Origin of the sequence: Paenibacillus ottowii, assembly GCF_006874425.1 — a bacterium.
Lineage (GTDB): Bacteria > Bacillota > Bacilli > Paenibacillales > Paenibacillaceae > Paenibacillus > Paenibacillus ottowii.
Map to the genome: position 1 here is coordinate 200785 of NZ_VIJZ01000002.1, position 18619 is coordinate 219403.

General features: G+C 47.0%; 14 protein-coding genes. All 14 read right to left on the bottom strand.

Translation table 11 applies throughout. From position 1 onward, the window contains the following. Positions 1-16 precede the first annotated feature (16 nt). Complete coding sequence (gene glnA, locus FKV70_RS05105; protein ID WP_063212594.1) at positions 17-1345, bottom strand: type I glutamate--ammonia ligase; 1329 nt, start codon at positions 1343-1345, stop codon at positions 17-19. 116 nt (positions 1346-1461) lie between these two features. Further along, complete coding sequence (locus tag FKV70_RS05110) at positions 1462-1875, bottom strand: MerR family transcriptional regulator (RefSeq protein WP_007430683.1); 414 nt, start codon at positions 1873-1875, stop codon at positions 1462-1464. An 83-nt stretch (positions 1876-1958) separates the two neighbouring features. After that, entirely contained in the window at positions 1959-3212 is a 1254-nt protein-coding gene (locus tag FKV70_RS05115; RefSeq protein WP_142612009.1) for a methionine gamma-lyase family protein, read from the bottom strand. Between the two features lie 112 nt (positions 3213-3324). Further along, positions 3325-4611: a GTPase HflX gene (gene hflX, locus FKV70_RS05120; protein ID WP_142612010.1), complete on the bottom strand. Its 1287-nt coding sequence runs from the start codon at positions 4609-4611 to the stop codon at positions 3325-3327. A gap of 111 nt (positions 4612-4722) precedes the next feature. After that, positions 4723-5706, bottom strand: a complete 984-nt coding sequence (locus FKV70_RS05125; RefSeq protein WP_064796489.1) for an AAA family ATPase — start codon at positions 5704-5706, stop codon at positions 4723-4725. A 114-nt stretch (positions 5707-5820) separates the two neighbouring features. After that, positions 5821-6516 carry a YdcF family protein gene (locus FKV70_RS05130; RefSeq protein ID WP_142612011.1) on the bottom strand — a complete coding sequence of 232 codons (696 nt, stop codon included), beginning with the start codon at positions 6514-6516 and terminating at the stop codon, positions 5821-5823. Continuing rightward, entirely contained in the window at positions 6513-7070 is a 558-nt protein-coding gene (locus FKV70_RS05135; RefSeq protein ID WP_013371544.1) for a ribonuclease FAU-1 family protein, read from the bottom strand. The genes FKV70_RS05130 and FKV70_RS05135 overlap by 4 nt, the downstream gene beginning before the upstream one ends. Positions 7071-7235: 165 nt before the next feature. After that, positions 7236-9893: a PBP1A family penicillin-binding protein gene (locus FKV70_RS05140; protein WP_142612012.1), complete on the bottom strand. Its 2658-nt coding sequence runs from the start codon at positions 9891-9893 to the stop codon at positions 7236-7238. A gap of 189 nt (positions 9894-10082) precedes the next feature. After that, entirely contained in the window at positions 10083-10325 is a 243-nt protein-coding gene (gene hfq / locus FKV70_RS05145) for an RNA chaperone Hfq (protein ID WP_013371546.1), read from the bottom strand. Positions 10326-10345: 20 nt separating this feature from the next. Beyond that, positions 10346-11326 (bottom strand): tRNA (adenosine(37)-N6)-dimethylallyltransferase MiaA, encoded by a 981-nt coding sequence (miaA, locus tag FKV70_RS05150; RefSeq protein ID WP_064796486.1) that lies wholly within the window; start codon positions 11324-11326, stop codon positions 10346-10348. Then, entirely contained in the window at positions 11310-12161 is an 852-nt protein-coding gene (locus FKV70_RS05155; protein WP_142612013.1) for a class I SAM-dependent methyltransferase, read from the bottom strand. The genes miaA and FKV70_RS05155 overlap by 17 nt, the downstream gene beginning before the upstream one ends. Before the next feature lie 12 nt (positions 12162-12173). Continuing rightward, positions 12174-14339: a DNA mismatch repair endonuclease MutL gene (mutL, locus tag FKV70_RS05160; protein WP_142612014.1), complete on the bottom strand. Its 2166-nt coding sequence runs from the start codon at positions 14337-14339 to the stop codon at positions 12174-12176. A 69-nt stretch (positions 14340-14408) separates the two neighbouring features. Further along, the gene (gene mutS, locus FKV70_RS05165; protein ID WP_142612015.1) at positions 14409-17228 is read right to left on the bottom strand and encodes a DNA mismatch repair protein MutS; all 2820 of its coding nucleotides are present in this window, start codon (positions 17226-17228) and stop codon (positions 14409-14411) included. A gap of 110 nt (positions 17229-17338) precedes the next feature. After that, positions 17339-18574, bottom strand: a complete 1236-nt coding sequence (locus tag FKV70_RS05170) for a putative amidoligase domain-containing protein (protein ID WP_142612016.1) — start codon at positions 18572-18574, stop codon at positions 17339-17341. Positions 18575-18619 lie beyond the last annotated feature (45 nt).

An 18619-nucleotide genomic window follows, 5' to 3' on the forward strand; every position in this document is an offset into this window, starting at 1 on the left:
CACAGGTTTTTATCTATTAATAAAGCGTCAGATATTGATCACGTTCCCACTGATGTACTTGGGTGCGATACATATCCCATTCAATTTCCTTAAGCTCATAGAAGTAAGCCAGAGCATGATCACCCAGTGCGTCAGAGATCACCTCGCTCCGAATAAGCTCAGACAAAGCTTCTTTCAGGTCCGCAGGCAGACTTGGAATACCTTCTTCAATCCGCTCTTCCTCGGACATCACATAAATATTGCGATCAATTGGAGCTGGCAGAGCCATCTGACGTTTGATACCATCCAAACCTGCTCTCAGCATTACAGCCAAGGCTAAATAAGGATTCGCTGCCGGGTCAGGGTTCCGAACCTCGACGCGCGTGCTCAGGCCACGAGATGCGGGAATCCGAATCATCGGACTGCGATTGCTTGCAGACCAAGCAACATAACAAGGCGCTTCATAACCTGGTACGAGACGCTTGTAGGAATTAACTGTTGGATTCGTGATCGCTGCCATTGCGCGTGCATGTTTAAGAATGCCAGCCATATAGTGGCGAGCTGTCTGGCTTAATCCGAGTTCATCCGTCTCATCATAAAATACGTTTTCATTGTCCTTGAACAACGATTGGTTGCAGTGCATACCGGAGCCATTCACGCCGAACAAAGGTTTTGGCATAAAGGTGGCATGCAGACCATGCTGACGAGCAATCGTTTTAACCACGAGCTTGAACGTTTGAATCTGATCGGCAGCTTTAACTGCATCTGCATATTTAAAGTCAATCTCATGCTGACCAGGTGCTACTTCATGATGGGATGCTTCTATTTCGAAGCCCATCTCTTCAAGCTTAAGAACGATTTCACGACGGCAGTTCTCCCCTAGATCCATTGGAGCCAGGTCAAAATATCCGCCTTGGTCATTCAGTTCTGTGGTCGGATCGCCTTTTTCATCCGTTTTGAACAAGAAGAATTCAGGCTCTGGTCCCACATTCATCGATGTGTATCCCATTTCTTCGGCTTCCTTAAGTACACGTTTCAAGATCCCCCGCGGGTCACCTGCAAATGGAGAGCCGTCTGGCTTGTAAATATCGCAAATCAAGCGAGCTACGCGGTCTGAGGTTACCCAAGGGAATACAACCCAAGTGTCCAAATCTGGGTATAAGTACATGTCAGATTCTTCGATACGTACATAACCCTCTATGGAAGAACCGTCAAACATCATTTTATTATCCAATGCTTTTTCCAACTGGCTTACAGGAATTTCAACGTTCTTAATAGTGCCCAATAAGTCTGTGAACTGCAAACGAATAAAACGAACATTTTCTTCTTTCGCAATCCTAAGGATATCATCTCTTGTATAACTCACAGTAACCTCTCCCTTTCTGTAACGACTGTATGCAAATCGACTGTATCATAAATGACATTAAAGATGAGATCGTTTTTTAAGTAAAATAACCTTATGTCAAAAGGCAAGTCACAGCATTATCTTTTATTAAAAAATCGTGATAATTCGCCTTGGATCAAAGATACCTGTCCTGGTCTTTTGCCTGCAACAAGTTGTTGTTTTAACAAACGATGAAGCTGAGTATCGGACATTTCACGGCGTTTGACTTCCGTATCTGCAGTAATAACTGTAGCTTCCTCCGACTCCTTGGTAACCGGATTCATGACTTGTTTTATTCCTGCAATGTTAACACCTTTCTCAATCAAAGCCTTAATTTCAAGCAGACGCTCTACGTCATTGAATGAAAAAAGACGCTGGTTACCCGATGTGCGGGCAGGAACTATCAAATTATGCTGCTCATAATAACGAATCTGACGCGCTGACAAGTCCGTTAGCTTCATGACAATACCTATTGGAAATAAGGCCATATTTCTGCGAATTTCGTCGCCCATTTGTCATCAACCTTCCAGTGATCTATTATTCACCTTATTGTACATTTAGCTGATGCAAAGTGTCAATGATATGTTAGAAAAACTCACAATAATTTACGTTCTTTCATCGTTTGTAGAGCCATAAGTACTCCATATTTGACATGAGAGTAGGTTAAGCCCCCTTGCATGTAACCAATATAAGGCTCTCGTATCGGAGCATCGGCGGATAATTCCAAACTTCCACCTTGGATGAACGTACCTGCGGCCATAATAACGGGATGCTCATAACCTGGCATATCCCACGGTTCTGGCACCACATGGCTATCCACGGCCGCTGCGCGCTGAATGCCCTGTACAAAAGCAATTAGATGTTCTGGCCCACTAAACGAAATGGCCTGAATCAAATCCGTGCGCTCCTCATGCCAAGCAGGTTTGGTCTCAAAACCCATTTCCTCAAAGACAGCAGCTGCGAATATGCTTCCTTTAACAGCTTGCCCCACCAATGTGGGAGCAAGGAACAACCCTTGGTATATGCCTCGTGTAGTACCTAGCATAGCCCCTACCTCTCCACCGATTCCTGGTGCTGTTAAGCGATAGGATGCCAACTCCACATATTGATGTTTTCCGCAGATATATCCACCCGTTTCTGCAATACCGCCTCCGGGATTTTTAATTAACGAACCTGCCATCAAGTCGACACCAACCTGAGTAGGTTCCAGCTTCTCAGTAAATTCACCATAGCAATTGTCCACAAAGACAATAACGTCAGGCTTTATCTTCTTCACACGTGCTGTCATTTCTTCAATATCAGCTACACTAAAGGAAGCTCTCCAATCATAGCCGCGTGAACGCTGGATACCGATCACCTTGGTATTGGCATGAATTGCGGACTCCACGGCTTTCCAGTCTACTTTACCGTCTGCTGTCAGCGCTGTTTCACTATAAGTAACACCAAAGTCCTGCAATGATCCTGTTCCGTCGCCGGGCTTACCAATCACTTTGTGTAAGGTATCATAAGGACGACCTGTAATGTATAACAACTCATCCCCCGGACGCAGCACACCAAATAAAGCCGTGGCGATGGTATGTGTTCCCGAAGCAAAGTGCGGACGCACCAACGCTGCCTCCGCACCGAACACATCTGCATAGACTTCTTCCAGCACTTCACGCCCCCGATCATTGTAAGCATATCCCGTTGAACCCGCGAAATGAAAATCGCTCACTTGCTTGCGCTGGAAGGCCTGAATGACCTTCCACTGATTTGCATCTACAATATGATCTATGTGCTGTATGCGTTCTTGTATTTTATGTTCGACTGTTTCCTGAATTTGCTGAATTTCTGGACTAAAAACTACCATTTACCTTCTTGACCCTCTCTCTTCCGCAGCTTTAAGCTAATCATGTTATATTTGTTGTTCAATTTGAACGATGAACATTATCATTTTATTAACCTAAAAACATCATTAGATGTTAACTTTCTGTGAACTCGCTGAGCGCATGACCATACTTTTCGTATTCGCCTCTTTGAATTTCTACCTCATAAATGACATCATTGCCGTCATACTCTGTCAGTAGCACATCCCCAATTCGATAAAGCACCGATGTTAAATCCCCACGTTCCGCAGGAATACGGAACCTCAGCGTATCACCGCTTAGATGCTCCTGAATCAATTCACGAATGCGTAGCAAATCCGTTTCATCAAATGCGCTGATTTTCAAATAACCCTCCCCGGAAGGAAGCATTTCTAATTGTTCAGGGGTGCAGGCATCTTTTTTGTTAAACAATACAATCTGAGGCTTGTCCGCAGCCCCAAGCTGTTCTAGGATTGACTCTACAACTTTCATTTGTTCGTCACGCATATCCGAAGAGGCATCCACGACATGTAAAATGAGATGAGCCTCATTGGCCTCCTCCAAGGTTGCCCGGAAAGAAGCTACCAAATCATGAGGCAGGTTTTGAATAAACCCTACTGTGTCTGTAAGAATAACTTCTTTGCCACTTGGCAGTTCCATTGTTCTGGAGGTAGGGTCAAGTGTCGCAAACAATTGGTTCTCAATATATACATCGGCAGCTGTCAGTTGCTTCAACAGCGTTGATTTGCCAGCATTCGTATAGCCAACGAGTGCCACCTGGACAATGCCGGTCTTTTGTCTGCGCTCCCTATGTAAATACCGGTGACGCATCACTTCGTCAAGTTGGCGTTTCAGATCACTGATTCGGTCACGGATGTGACGACGGTCCGTCTCCAGCTTGCTTTCACCAGGACCACGTGTTCCAATTCCGCCACCGAGCCGTGAAAGGTTTTTACCATGTCCAGACAGTCGAGGGAGTAAGTATGACAACTGCGCCAGTTCAACCTGGATAATGCCTTCCCGTGTTTTTGCACGCTGAGCAAAAATGTCCAGAATCAACTGTGTTCGGTCAATGATTTTGAGATCCAGGCTTTCTTCCAGATTTCGTACCTGGGCTCCCGAGAGCTCTTGATCAAAAATAGCTGTATTTGCTCCCAATTCTTCGGCAACGGCACGCAATTCATCCACTTTTCCCTTGCCAATAAACCATTTTGAATCCTTGGATTCCCTATTTTGTGTGAGCACGCTCAGCACTTCAACTCCCGCTGTCTCAGCCAGTTTCACCAGTTCCTCCAACGAGTATTCCGTATTGATGCCGGATCGTTTGACTTCATCTGTAATTAAACTGACTAATACCGCCTTATCCTGTATTTCGGTCTGTGTATCATGAGTGGAGTTCGCCATATTGTTAGCTCCTTTATTTTCATGTCAACTCTCGAACAGAAACCGACCTGATGTCAGGCCGGCCCCCGTTCGATGTCATACAATTCGAATGATTCAGATTCCTATTATCGCCTATCTTTTGTCCATTTTCAAATCCTCAGGTCGCAACGTCATCAATTCCTGCTTGCCCGGTTGCCCGCTTCTGTACTGATTAAGCAGCCTGACAGCTTGGTGCCGAATTGCTTTTTCAATCACATTACGAACATAACGTGCATTGCTAAATGCATGGAGGCTGTCATTTCGCTCATTTAGCAAATGCTCCTTCATTTTGAGTATAGACTGCGGCATGAGAATATAATCCCGTTCCTTAGCCATCATCTCTGAAATTTGGATAAGCTGATCAACGGTGTAATCAGGAAAATCCAACTGGATTGGAAAGCGGGAAGGAAGGCCAGGATTTGTCCGTAAAAAAAAGTCCATTTCTCCCGAATACCCGGCAAGGATCAAAATAAACTGATTTTTTTGGTCCTCCATGGCTTTTACCAGGGTATCAATCGCTTCTTTCCCAAAATCCTTTTCCCCTCCGCGTGCTAAACTGTAAGCCTCATCAATGAACAGCACGCCGCCAAGAGATTTCTTTACCAGGTCCCGCGTTTTTTGTGCCGTGTGACCAATATACTCCCCTACCAGATCAGCCCTCTCTACTTCAATCAGATGGCCCTTGCTCAGCACCCCCATTTTCTGCAGCATTTTAGCGATAATGCGGGCTACTGTCGTTTTTCCGGTACCAGGATTTCCTTTGAAAATCATGTGATATACGTGTGCGTTGCTCAGCAGACCCGCATCAGTGCGCATATGAGCGATTTGCAAAAAGGCATATACCTCAAAAACCAGCTCTTTGATGTTATCCAAGCCGACGAGATGATCGAGTTCTTTCTGAATTTCCTGATAAAGACTGAGATACTGCGGTAGCGTCTGCGACTTGGTCGAAGCCACTGCTTCCGTCTCGTCCACAGTCACCGAAGCGATCGGCTCCGGGCTACGCAGCACGACATTGATTTGTCTGGAAGGTCTCTCCTCCGACCGCTTGCCCGCGGCGATTCCCCGTCCGTTCATGCATCCATCACCTCAACATTTCTTCAGGCACAGCTTACCCTATTAATGTATTCGGTCCGGCATGTCCTTATTAGCATAAAAGCTACGAGAACGTGTACAAAGCTTTCCCTCAATTCAGGCAATCCAAGCTAGGGCACTGATCCACCACCGTTGCAGCGTCCATTTAGCATAAGCCAGCACTTCTCTTGATTGATGAATGGGCATATTCAGCACTTTGGATTCGGTCAGAGCCATTTGGGGATGATCATAATCTAAAAATTGAGCAATCTCCATTGCTCGAGGTCCATGATAGCTATGTGTGATGATGACGGTGGAGGTCCAGCCATACTCCTTCATGATACGCTGGCTGAAAAGCAGATTTTCGTAAGTACTGGTCGCCTGGTTTTCTAACAAAATATGCTGTATAGGGACTCCCCTATCTACCAAGTAGCGTTGCATACCCTCGGCCTCCGTATATGGAAAATCAGGTTGATCCAGTCCTCCACTAACAATTAGACGCTGAACCGTCCCATTGCGATATAATCGCAACGCTTCTTCTAACCTTTCTCTTAAACCTGGGCTGGGCTCAGCTCCCCACATAGAGGCGCCTAGTACAATGCCAATTTGGGCACGCTGGAGCGGAGTGGTAGAGACAGCTGTATTCATATTCCATACTCGGACACCTGCCCATACCAATCCGGCCAAAATGAAAATTACCAAACCAAGTATCAGACGCTTCGATACCTTGAATATTTTCCTGGAGCGACTCTGCCTGTTTTGTGGTTCATGGCGTTGGGAGCCAGTGCTTCTAATCCACTGCACAGCTCTCACCGTTCTCTCTTGAAATCACCGTTATGAAACCATTCTGCCCGGTGTTTCAGCGACATTTTAAAATAGGGGAACATATGAGCATCGATCTGATGTAACAGGTCAGCCGCCGTTCGGTTAGCCAATTCCGCTTCCTGCGTTGAAATATGACCCCGTTGTAGTGCCTCCTCCAGTTCATCCTCATCGACCAGAAAAATTTCGCCGTTTTTAAGCACAACAACATCCAAATACAAATCATCAAACCAAGGAACTCCTTGATCCGTTACTCCTTGATTTCGGCAGGTATCAATGTACCATTCAACGATTTGCTCTCGATTGTCAAACATTGCAGTCACCACATAATGCTTACCTTTTGGATAATACTGCAACCAGGAATAACCTTTATCGGCTATGCAAAACGTATGACCACCATAACTTTTCCATAATGGCTCCTTGAGACTCAAAATAGTATACAGGGTCACATATCCTGTAAACGCATCACTTTCTACATACCGGCAAGCAAACTTGCGATTAGTGATCCTGCGCCAGTTGGCCCGGTCTCCGAATTTGCGCTTCATAAATGATGTTCCTCTCCAACATTGGTAAAACCAGCTTACCATATTTAAACTGTACACTCAAAAATAACCCCTGTATTACAACAAAAAAGGTATTTTCAGACTGCCTAAACAGTCCGAAAATACCTTCGAGTTAAAACTGAAACAACCTACACGAAATCATACTTGCTAATCCCGATTGTGACGCCCACGATTGGAGTTCGAATGACCGTTGGAATTGCCTTCCTGACTTCCATCCATAGTAGCTCCCGTGGTAGATGAATCCGTATTTACTGAATTTGTCATAGTATCCTCACCAGTAACGCCTGAATTCGGGGTAGTCGTCTGACCATTGCCCTGATTGGTATTATTTCCGGTACCAAAATTGTCGTTACTGTTGCCTGTGCCTCCAGTACCATTTCCATTGTTCACTCCAGGAGACGTTGGAACTTGGTCAGATCCAGTACCATCAGTACCTCCAGGAGACGTATTCCCCTGGTCTGTACCGTTCTGACCGTCTATATTCTCACCATTATCCGGTAGTGTTCCGTCCTGATTAGGATCGTTTCCTGTCTGTGGATCTACCGGAGTCGTCTCTGCCGGAATTTCTACACTAATTGTATTGGAAGCTGCAGATTCTTTACCATCTGCTCCATAAGCTACGACATAGTATTGATACGTTTTTCCAGCTACGGGAGACGTATCTTCCCCACTCGTGCCTCTCATTGCCTCCATAATCGTCCTAAAGCTTCCTTCAGAAGACTCTTTACGATAAACGCGGTATTGTACATTATCTCCCTCGGCTGCATTCCAGGATAACGATACGATTTGGGTATCCTGACTATAAGACCCGCTCAGTCCACTTGGAGCAGTGGCCTGAACCGTCTCAACTGGCTTCTCCTCAACCGGTGGTTCATATCCCTTCGGCTCGCTAAATTGCGTTACCGGGTGCCCCTTGAGAGCTTCACCCATGACTCTTCCGAAAAAGGCTGCCGACTGTCCGCTGTAGTTTCTCAACATATGCCTGCTGTCCGGCTTGTCATACCCCATCCATACCGCTCCGGTATATTCTGGCGTATATCCAACAAACCAAATGTCACGGTTGCCACTGTTGCCGCTGATTCCGCTTTGGGTCGTACCCGTTTTACCCGCTACAGGCCAGTCAATACGTGCTTTGCGACCTGTACCGCTATTGACTACATTTTGCATCATCTGTGTCATTTCATAAGCCGTTTTTTCACTCATAACTGATTTGGATTCCTCATTATGAGTATAAACCACTTGATCATCACTATTGTTAATTTGCTTGATGGAGTAAGCTTTTTGGAATTGTCCTTTATTGGCAAAAGCGCTATAGGCCTGAGCCATTTCAAGGGTATTAGTTCCTCTGCTCAATCCCCCCAAGGCGATAGCAAGCGAGTGATCATTTTTGTCCATCGGTATGCCCAGGTTTTCCGCAAATTGAACTCCTTTTTCCACACCAATTTGGTTCAACAGCCATACAGGTGGTATATTTTCAGACTTCGTAATGGCATCGATCATGCTGATGGACGAAGAGTAACCATGCAAGTTTTTCGGGCTGTATCCGTTAAAGCTCTGACGTTCGTTACTCAAAGGAGTATCTATCGTAAATTTACCGGATTCCAGAGCTGGTGCATAGGCTACAATCGGCTTAAAGGCCGAACCTGGCTGTCTGCGGCTCTGTGTCGCACGATTGAAAGTTCCCTTTTTGTAGTCCCGTCCAGGCGCCATCGCAGCAATCCCGCCTGTTTGGTTGTTAATGATAACCATCGAGGCTTGGACAGGCTGATCGTCAGGACTTTTCTCGAACATGTCATCATCTGCCATCGCTTGATCCAGCGCATTTTGAGCCTGAGCATCCATTGTCGTATGAATTTTATAACCGCCAATAATCAGGTCATTGCCGCTGACTCCTGGCAGTGCATCCTCTGCCTCATCCATAACATATTCTATGAAATTTTGATATTTTTGCACTTTTTCTGGTTGTTTGTAATCATAATTTACTGCCTTGGCCTCTTCCATCTCCTGTTTTCCAATCATCCCCTGCTCAAACATCAGCTGGAGAACCACAGCACGCCGGGCCTTTGAATTTTCCGGGTTACTGATCGGATTATACTTTGATGGCCCTTTCGGGATAGCTGCCAGTGTAGCAATTTGCCACAATTTTAATTGTTTTAAGTCTGACACGCCAAAATAGCCTTCCGACGCTGCCTTAATACCGGAATACGAGCGTCCAAACCAAATCCGATTCAGATATAGCGTAATAATTTGATCTTTATTCAAATTTCGCTCCAGCGCCATTGCGATGGATACCTCTGTCGCTTTACGGAAAAAGGTTTTGTCACGTGTCAAAAATAAGTTTTTGGCCAGCTGCTGCGTCAGCGTACTGCCGCCTTCCACAGCCGAGCGGGCTATGACGTCCTTTACAGCCGCCCGACCGATAGACCAAATATCGACACCCTGATGCTCATAAAAACGTTTATCTTCTGTTGCGACAAAAGCTTTTTTAAGCAAATCTGGTATTTCTTCACTTTTCACAGGATCACTTTTCTGCACAGACAGCTCACCCATGAGCACACCGTTGCGGTCATAAACCTTTGATGTCTCGTTCACTGTAATTTTGTCCTTGTTGGCTTTGTAGATTTTTTCGCCATTAACCATGACAAATAAATAGCCGCCAAGTGCGCAAAATATGGCTAATGCTGCTGTAATAAACAGCGTCCAGCCCACTCGCTTACCTGTTATTTTCTTTTTCTTGCCCTTCGGCTTCTCTTTAGATGTGTTTCTATTGCGATTGCCGGATCTGGACAATGAATCGTTTGGCATTCCCCTGACTCCCTTTCGCGAATAATCATAATGTCACCGAGCATAGGCTTAAAGCTGGCTGTCGGTACATGAAAGTAAACGGAATGAAAAGAACAACCCTGATCAGGTTGCTCCCGGTCACATTCCTATACAGTTAGACGAGACGGACGCCTGAAAAGTTTCATCATCTGGGCGGCCGTCGCGCCGTAATCAGTTATCGCTAGCGTTATCTTGTTGTACAAGCGACACATTGCGCTGCGGTGTAAAGGTGGAGATGGCATGCTTGTAGATCAGTTGCTGCTTCCCATCCGAATCGATAACAATTGTAAAATTGTCAAACGCCTTAATCGTTCCTCGCACCTGGAATCCATTGATGAGGTATACCGTTACAGGTATAGAATCCTTGCGCAATTGGTTCAGAAACGTATCTTGGATATTAATAGACTTGTTCATTTTAGCCGTACCCCCAATAATCATTTGGATTGTTTTGAAGTATATTCAAGGTCTGTCCGGAACTTTCCTGCTATAATTTCGTGTATTCGGGCAGCATGAGCAGAAAAATTTTCGAAATCAGTGACATCTACCCACTGGATATCCTTCATATGGCGAAACCACGAGAGCTGCCGCTTCGCAAAATGACGCGTATCCCGTTTTAGCCAAGTCACCGCCTCCTCCAAAGACACCTCTCCCCGCAGGTAGGAGGATATCTCTTTATAGCCTAGACCTTGCATGGAGATGGCATCGCTTCGCACTCCCCGTTCCATTAAGGAGGTTACCTCAGCAACAAGCCCTTGATCGAGCATCCCGTCAATTCGGTCTTCAATACGTTTATATAGCATTTGCCTATCCATTGTCAAACCCACGATGCAGAGTTGGTAGGGTGATTCCTTTTTTTGATTGGCAAGTTGAGAGCTAAGTGTTGTTCCGCTAACATGGTAAATCTCCAGCGCTCTCACGACTCGACGACGATCATTAGGATGCAAACGAAGTGCACTTTCGGGATCAACTGCCTGTAGTCGCGCATGAAGTGCGTCAGCTCCAAACTGATCGGCATAGTCAAGTTGTTCCTGGCGAAAAGCTTCATCAGCTCCTACCTCGGAAAACTTATATTCATAGCACACGGATTCTACATATAAACCCGTTCCACCTACGATAAAAGGCAGCTTTCCTCTAGATTGAATATCAGGTATGAGACGACGACAGTCTTCCTGAAATTGGGCTACTGAATATGGGTATTCAGGCTCATGAATATCAATTAAATGGTGCTTGATTCCTTTCATTTCCTGCTCGGAAATTTTGGCAGTTCCAATGTCCATATGGCGGTATACCTGCATGGAATCCCCGGAAATAATTTCCGCGTCAAAATGTCGAGCCATCTCGATGCTTAGTTTCGTCTTGCCAACCGCAGTCGGGCCCACAAGAACAAGTAGTTTAGGCTTAGATGCCACTGTCAATATCAATCACTCCGTACACTGTTTTCGTTGTGCCTCGTTGTTCCACACGGAAGCCGAGACGGGCAAACTCACCGCTACCCCTTTTTTCTTTTAATACAATTGTTTTTCGCGCAACCCTTTTCGCTTGTAAAATACTCTCTTCCTCCAGCGCATCTGGATTAGCCAAACCTCTTAAGGGACCGATTGCACTGGAATCGAGCAACGGATCACGGAACATCGGATCAAAATAAATAATATCTACACTGCGGTTCGGCAAGCTGCGCAAATAGTCCAGATGATGACCAAAATGAACGTCAATGTTGGAAAAAGCTCTATCTACTTCAGCGTTACCGGAACGATAATGCCTCATTCCATCCTTGATTAGTGCATAGACGGGGAATGAACTCTCCACAGCTGTAACTTGTCCAGAGCTTCCCGTTCCAATGGAAAATAAAAGAGAATCCGTACCGAGTCCTGCGGTGCAGTCCAGAACGGTATCCCCTGGGACAAGTCGGGCAGCCGCCAACATGGGATCTGGCTCGCCCTTTAACACCCTTTTGGCTCGAATAAAGCCCATGCTTGGATGAAAAACCATCGGTGCTTGTTCCAGACCAATCAGTCTCACTCCGTTCTGCACCAGCACCAGAGCCTGACGGACTTTGTGAGCCGCGATTAGCTTAGCTACGGATATGCCACGACGTGGGGCGTACAGCACTCCAAGCTCGGCTGCAAGCAGCTTCGCACGCTCCACCACCTCGGCCGAGGGAGAGTCTCCTGTCGTGACCAGTAATTCAGCTTGCTTCTCATGAAGCACCCTCTGCTTGTCTTCTTCACGGTTTTCCCAATCCTGCAACATATTTATACTCCCTTACATTACTCTTTTAAACAGTTTCTCCAAATCATATGTGGAAAAGGAAACAACGATGGGCCGCCCGTGGGGGCAGGTATAGGGCTGTTTACAGGCTGCCAAACGCTCTAGCAGCACGGCAGCCTGTCGGTCAGTCAGCTTCTGATTGGCTTTAATCGAAGCCCGGCAGGAGCACATAATTGAGGCTGCTTCCCGCAGTTTAGCTAGATCGATAGCTTTTTCCTCCAGTACCCATCCGGCCATTTCTTCAATGACATCTGCTTCTTCCCCTTTGGGCAGCCAGTACGGATATGAGCTGACACGGAAGGTTTGCCCGCCAAAATGCTCCAAGTACACCCCCGCCTGTTCAAACCAGTGCAGCCTTGCTTTCAATTTTTCCGTCTCGGAAGGCGTAAATTCCAATGTAATTGGCAGTAGTAACTCCTGTGATACTGATTCAGGATTACCAAATTTTTCGTAATAAAATTCGTAATTGACCCGCTCATGCGCGGCATGCTGATCAATTAAATACAAGCCCTGGTCGTTCTGCGCAATCAGATAGGTCCCATGGTGCTGACCGATTAAACTCAGCTCAGGAAACGTGGGCAACTCGGGGGCTGCTCCCGACAATGCTGTCAATTGCTCTGTATTTGGATGATCCTGGCCCGGTTCCTGATTCGTGAAATTAGTAGTGTTCTCTGCAATTGGTGAATTAGAAGAACGGTAAGCAGCAGTAGCAGCCGTTTCCTGTATCCCTTGGCTGTACAAAGAAGAGGCACCTGTCTCTGCATGATCTCCTGTGGATGTCCGTGTAGTCGTACCATCAGGAAGTGACACGCTTTCTCTACCATCACTTCCATTGTTGTTTTCCACAAAATCCGCATCAAGTTCATCATCACTCATACTCGGATTAGCGAATTTGTTTGGCTGTCCAATAACTGAATGACTCTCTTTATTTGGATGTTGCTTACGCTGCTCGTTCATCCTCTTACTTTCTTCCTTATTGCTCAAGTGATTAGGTTGAGGCGATTTTTGAACCTGCTGCGAAGCCATAGAAAGAGGTTGTGTTCTATTATGACTATCATTTGCAGAAGTATCTACTTCCGCACCGCTTCCTTTTGAGAAGTGAAACTGCTCCTGCACAAACGAACCGCTATCCTTGCCGCCAATTTCGCGCTTAACTGCCTTCGGAATCAGCACTTGCTGCCCTAGTACAGCTTTTACCGAATCTTCAACCAGTTGAAACAGTTCAGCTTCTTTGCTGAACCTCACCTCCAGCTTGGCTGGATGAACATTAACATCTACCAAAGAAGGATGCATGTCAAGTTGGATCACAGCCAGCGGATAACGATTAATTGGCAACAAAGTGTGATACGCCTTGAGCAGTGCCTGATTGAGCCCAAAGCTTCGCACAAATCGTCCATTCACAACCGTCGAGATTGCATTTCGATTCGATCTGGTCCATTCTGGACGGCTCACATAACCACTAATGCGGTAATCAAGGCTCTCTCCTTCCAGCACCAACATCGATTTTGCCGCAGAAGTTCCATAAATAGCAGCGATCACCTGGAGCAAATCACCATTTCCCAGCGTTTGCAGCAATGTATTGCCATTATGCCGCAATGTGAAGGCCACTTCCGGGTGCGAGAGTGCCATCCGGTATAAAACATCCGAAATGTGTCCCAACTCCGTCTGGATCGTTTTCATATATTTTAGCCGTGCAGGTGTATTATAAAACAGCTCACGTACGGTAAAATCCGTCCCCTGCCTACCAGCAGCATCCTCGTGAAGCACCAGTTTACCGCCCTCAATCACCAATTTACGGGCACGGCCGTCATCTCCAGCCGCTGTGAGCAGCTCTACTTTTGATACAGCCGCTATACTTGGCAATGCCTCTCCCCGGAAGCCGAGACTTGTGATTTGAAACAGGTCACGGCCATGTCCGATTTTGCTTGTTGCATGCCGATAAAATGCCGTTTCTACGTCTTCAGGCTCAATCCCACTGCCATTATCCGTCACCCGAATACTTTGCAGGCCGCCTTCTTCTACCCATACATCCACCCGTGTACTGCCAGCATCAATCGCATTTTCCACCAGTTCCTTCACGACAGAGGCTGGACGTTCCACGACCTCACCGGCAGCAATCTGGTTGGCAATATGCTCATCCAACACTCGAATTTTAGACATCCTGTTGACCTCCTCCTGACTTTAAAGTGTGATGAAAAATAAGCAAAATAATAATTTAGTATATTTTAATTACAGACCATTGGCCTTGTTTTTTAATTCATTTAACAGCTGCATTGCCTGTAAGGGCGTCATGTTCATGACATCGGCATTTTTCACCTTCCGTAAAATTTGGCGCACGATCGGATTAGCTTCTGCCAGCTCTGGGTGTGGCTTGGAGGGAGCAATATCCTGCTCTCCGAAAATGGACAGCTGTACCACTTCAGATGCTGCTTGCTCCAGCTTGCTTGAGTCTTCCACACCCTGTAGCGTGTCTTCCTTGACCAAGGTGGCTTGCTGTGATCCAGACTGGGCCTGTGATACAGTTTCTATATTTGCTGGCAATGCCTGGTCTGCATGTTTGGCTGTCATTGGAGAAATCTCTTCTGTCCCTGAAACGGAACGGACATCAGTCCCTTCCTTCGCTCCTCCTGCTGTCTCAGTGCCTGCCGTTACTTGAGCAGCCGCCTGCTCAAACCCATACAATAGACCATTCGCCCGCTCAATAATGTTATTAGGCAAACCTGCAAGCCGGGCACAATAGATGCCATAGCTGCTACTAGCCGCGCCCGGTATGAGCTTGCGCAGGAAGTTCACCTTGTCGCCGCTTTCCTGCACAGCCATAGAGTAATTTCGCAGTGAAGACAAACCTTGCTCCAAATGGGCCAGCTCATGGAAATGGGTAGATACCAGCGCCTTACAGCCAATAGTATCATGCACAAATTCGATAACCGCTTGTGCAATGGCCATTCCTTCACTGGTGGACGTACCTCTTCCCAGCTCATCAATAATAATCAAGCTGCGCGGAGTTGCTTTTTCTGTCATGACTTGAATATCTGCCATTTCGACCATAAATGTACTCTGCCCGCCGATAAGATCATCCGCAGCGCCAATCCGTGTGAAAATGCGATCCAGCATCGGTACTTTAGCACGTGCAGCCGGGACAAAACAGCCAATTTGAGCCATAATTGCAATGAGTGCAACCTGACGCATATACGTACTTTTCCCAGCCATATTCGGGCCAGTGATGAGTAGAATATGCGCATCGGCTTCCTCCAACACTGTGTTGTTGGCGATAAAGCCGCCATCTTTCATAACAGCTTCCACAACAGGGTGCCGCCCTTGTTCTACAACAAAGTCATATCCTGTTGTCAGCTCAGGTTTTACAAACCCTCGTTCCGCGCTAACCGTCGCCAGCGACTGATACACGTCAATTTCAGCAACTTGCTCTGCCAGCTTTTGCAGGCGAGGAATTTCAGCGTTCAGTTTACTGCGAAGCTCGGAGAAAAGCGTGTACTCCAGATCAACCATTTTATCCTCAGCTTCCAGAATTAGCGATTCCTTTTCCTTCAATTCTGGTGTGATATACCGTTCAGCATTCGCCAACGTCTGTTTGCGTTCATATCGACCTTCCGGTAATGAAGCCAAATTGGATTTGGTCACCTCGATGTAATAACCAAATACTTTGTTGTATCCGATCTTGAGCGACCGAATACCGGTTGCCACACGCTCCTTGGCCTCCAGCTCAGCGATCCAACGTTTACCGTTCACACTCGCCTCACGCAGTTCGTCCAGACGCTGATGGTAGCCTTCCTTAATAAGTCCTCCATCTCTTACGGAAATCGGAGGTTCATCGGCAACTGCTTCTTCAATCAATGTACACAGGTCTGTACAGCTGTCCAATGTTTGGGCAATCCGTCTCAGTGTGTTCGACGGAGATTCAGCGCACAGCTCGCGCAAAGACGGAATTTGGGCCAGGGACAGCTTGAGGGCGATCAAATCGCGTGCATTTGCACTACCAAAGGCGATCCGCCCTACCAAACGCTCCAGGTCGTAAATCTCTTTAAGCTGAGTACGTACGTCCTCGCGGAAAATAAACTGGTGGTAAAGCTTGTCTACCGCTTCTAACCGTTCCTCAATTAAACTGCTGCTCAACAACGGCTTATCGATCCACCGCCGCAACAAACGTGCGCCCATGGATGTCTCTGTCCGATCCAGCAACCACAGCAGCGAGCCTTTTTTGGAGCGTTCACGTACCGTCTCCACCAGTTCCAGATTCCGGCGGGTAAATGGATCCAGAATCATAAAATGATTGGGCTCATAGACTGAAATTTGGGTCAGTTGGCCTAGCGATCTTTTTTGCGTTTCATTTAAATAGGAAATCAAGCGCGATACGCACCGTCTGCGTTCCTCCGTAAGCCTTGCCCACGTGGCTTCACCGAATTGATCCCGTACCAGATCATCCTTCGATTTGTCCCAGGCCGTATATACAACGCGCCGTCCAACGGGAGACATACGGGAGGTCACGAAATCGAGCAAATGGGCATCCCCCAACATTTCGGACGGCTCATAAATGTTAATTTCATCTAATAGCCATTCTTTCGAATCAGGTACGGAAGTCACATAGAGTTCACCTGTCGACAAGTCACACGCCGCCAGTGCCAGCATCCCATCCGTCTCTGTGACACATACCATGTAGTTGTTGGATTTGTCACCCAGCACCTTGCCTTCCATTACCGTACCCGGGGTCACAACACGGACAATATCCCGTCGCACCATCCCCTTGGTGGCAGAGGGCTCCTCCATTTGCTCACAGATGGCCACCTTATAACCCTTCTCAATGAGGCGTTGTATGTAATTTTCTGCTGAATGATAAGGCACGCCGCACATCGGAATTTTCTCCGCGACGCCACCCTCGCGACCAGTCAGTGTAATTTCCAGCTCCTTGGATGCAAGAATCGCATCATCAAAAAACATCTCGTAAAAATCGCCAAGACGAAAAAACAGAAATGCATCTTTAGCCTGCTCTTTTATGGATAAATATTGCTCAATCATCGGTGTATATTTAGACATACCTTTTCCTAGCCCCCACACTTTGTTCCGTTTAAACTCACAATTACCTTTCATTATATCAAAAATGACAGTCGATAACATGAAACCATCTCGGGTGTTGACACTTGATTTTACGAAAGCTTCCAGTACGGGCGCAAATCCCGTGTTTCATCCCATTGCTTTCCTTTGCGAAGGCTGTCTAGCAACGGCTCTATATAAGCTTCATATTGAGAGTAGATCTCTAGTGAAACCATATCTAAAATAAGTGGTTCCATATACTCTCTAAGCACCATCTGGTCCCCTTCATAAAAGGCTCTGTGAGCCGCTTCCTCCTCCAATGGCCTACGCGGCAAACGTGAGAATTGGGAAGCGATCAGAAACGCCATCCCTATCACACCCTTTGCCAACTGTGGTGAGATTAGAAAGCTGGGCAGGGTACGATATTCAAAGCCTCCGTACGACTGACGGCGAAAATCGCCCAAATTGCCATAATGCGGTCTGCGCCGAGCCGCGCGCTTGTCTTCCAGTAGCGCCAGAGGCAGCGCCAAATAGTTATCTAATGCCCTGAGTAAGGAACCGTTTAGCGGAACCCCGCTAAAATGCAGATGTCCGCCCAGGGGAAAACCCGGTTGCGGCATTCCGCCCGCCTGCCAGATGAGCGTGTGGTCATCTATCCGCCGAGCTGCTATCGCAAAAGCTTGGCGCAGGTGCCTTAGCAGACGGGCCGGATCTTCACTTGGTGCAGGACGAAGCTCAGCGACTGGATACAGCGTTCGTCCTCGGCGAGTAACGGCATCGCAGCCAGCTACGCCTAATCGGTCCAAATATCGAGAAGCCGGAACAATCCTACCCTCCGGCATACGAACCAGCACAAATTCAGGGTCCATTCCGATTAATAGTCGATTTCTCCCTTGTTCTGCTGAAAAAACTTCCCCCTCTACTTCCTCTTCACGAGCGGCAACTTCATATAGCGTGGCCAAACGTCTATCATTTAGCCATGGCTGGGCCAAGACTTGACGAACCTGACAATTACGCTCTCCCAGGGGCGCGAGCACTACTTCACCACTATCCAAACCAAGTGTATATAGCGCTCGTACAGCCAGCCGCTCCATCCGGACATAGAGCGGTGATTGATGATCTAGTACAGACAGATCATATGCACTAACTTGGGCCGAACCTTCGAGGGCACGTCTACGGATTTCCAGCACCCGCAGTTGATGGATTTGCACCGCGTAGCCGATCGCAAAATCTGCAGTACCACCATCCAGCCAACGAACCGATATACCTGCGCGTTCCAGTCTGCGCATTTTTCCATCATCCGTCATCTGCCTGAAGCGTCTGAGCGCCTGTCCCGGCTGCCGCATCATACTCCCCCTTACCGATCTATGTACGGATAAAAACGATCCAACACA

Coding starts and splice junctions, on each gene's coding strand:
- FKV70_RS05110 (WP_007430683.1), bottom strand. CDS start 1,875: ATGGGCGACGAAATTCGCAGAAATATGGCCTTATTTCCAATAGGTATT.
- FKV70_RS05115 (WP_142612009.1), bottom strand. CDS start 3,212: ATGGTAGTTTTTAGTCCAGAAATTCAGCAAATTCAGGAAACAGTCGAA.
- hflX (WP_142612010.1), bottom strand. CDS start 4,611: ATGGCGAACTCCACTCATGATACACAGACCGAAATACAGGATAAGGCG.
- FKV70_RS05125 (WP_064796489.1), bottom strand. CDS start 5,706: ATGAACGGACGGGGAATCGCCGCGGGCAAGCGGTCGGAGGAGAGACCT.
- FKV70_RS05135 (WP_013371544.1), bottom strand. CDS start 7,070: ATGAAGCGCAAATTCGGAGACCGGGCCAACTGGCGCAGGATCACTAAT.
- FKV70_RS05140 (WP_142612012.1), bottom strand. CDS start 9,893: ATGCCAAACGATTCATTGTCCAGATCCGGCAATCGCAATAGAAACACA.
- hfq (WP_013371546.1), bottom strand. CDS start 10,325: ATGAACAAGTCTATTAATATCCAAGATACGTTTCTGAACCAATTGCGC.
- FKV70_RS05155 (WP_142612013.1), bottom strand. CDS start 12,161: ATGTTGCAGGATTGGGAAAACCGTGAAGAAGACAAGCAGAGGGTGCTT.
- mutL (WP_142612014.1), bottom strand. CDS start 14,339: ATGTCTAAAATTCGAGTGTTGGATGAGCATATTGCCAACCAGATTGCT.
- mutS (WP_142612015.1), bottom strand. CDS start 17,228: ATGTCTAAATATACACCGATGATTGAGCAATATTTATCCATAAAAGAG.
- FKV70_RS05170 (WP_142612016.1), bottom strand. CDS start 18,574: ATGATGCGGCAGCCGGGACAGGCGCTCAGACGCTTCAGGCAGATGACG.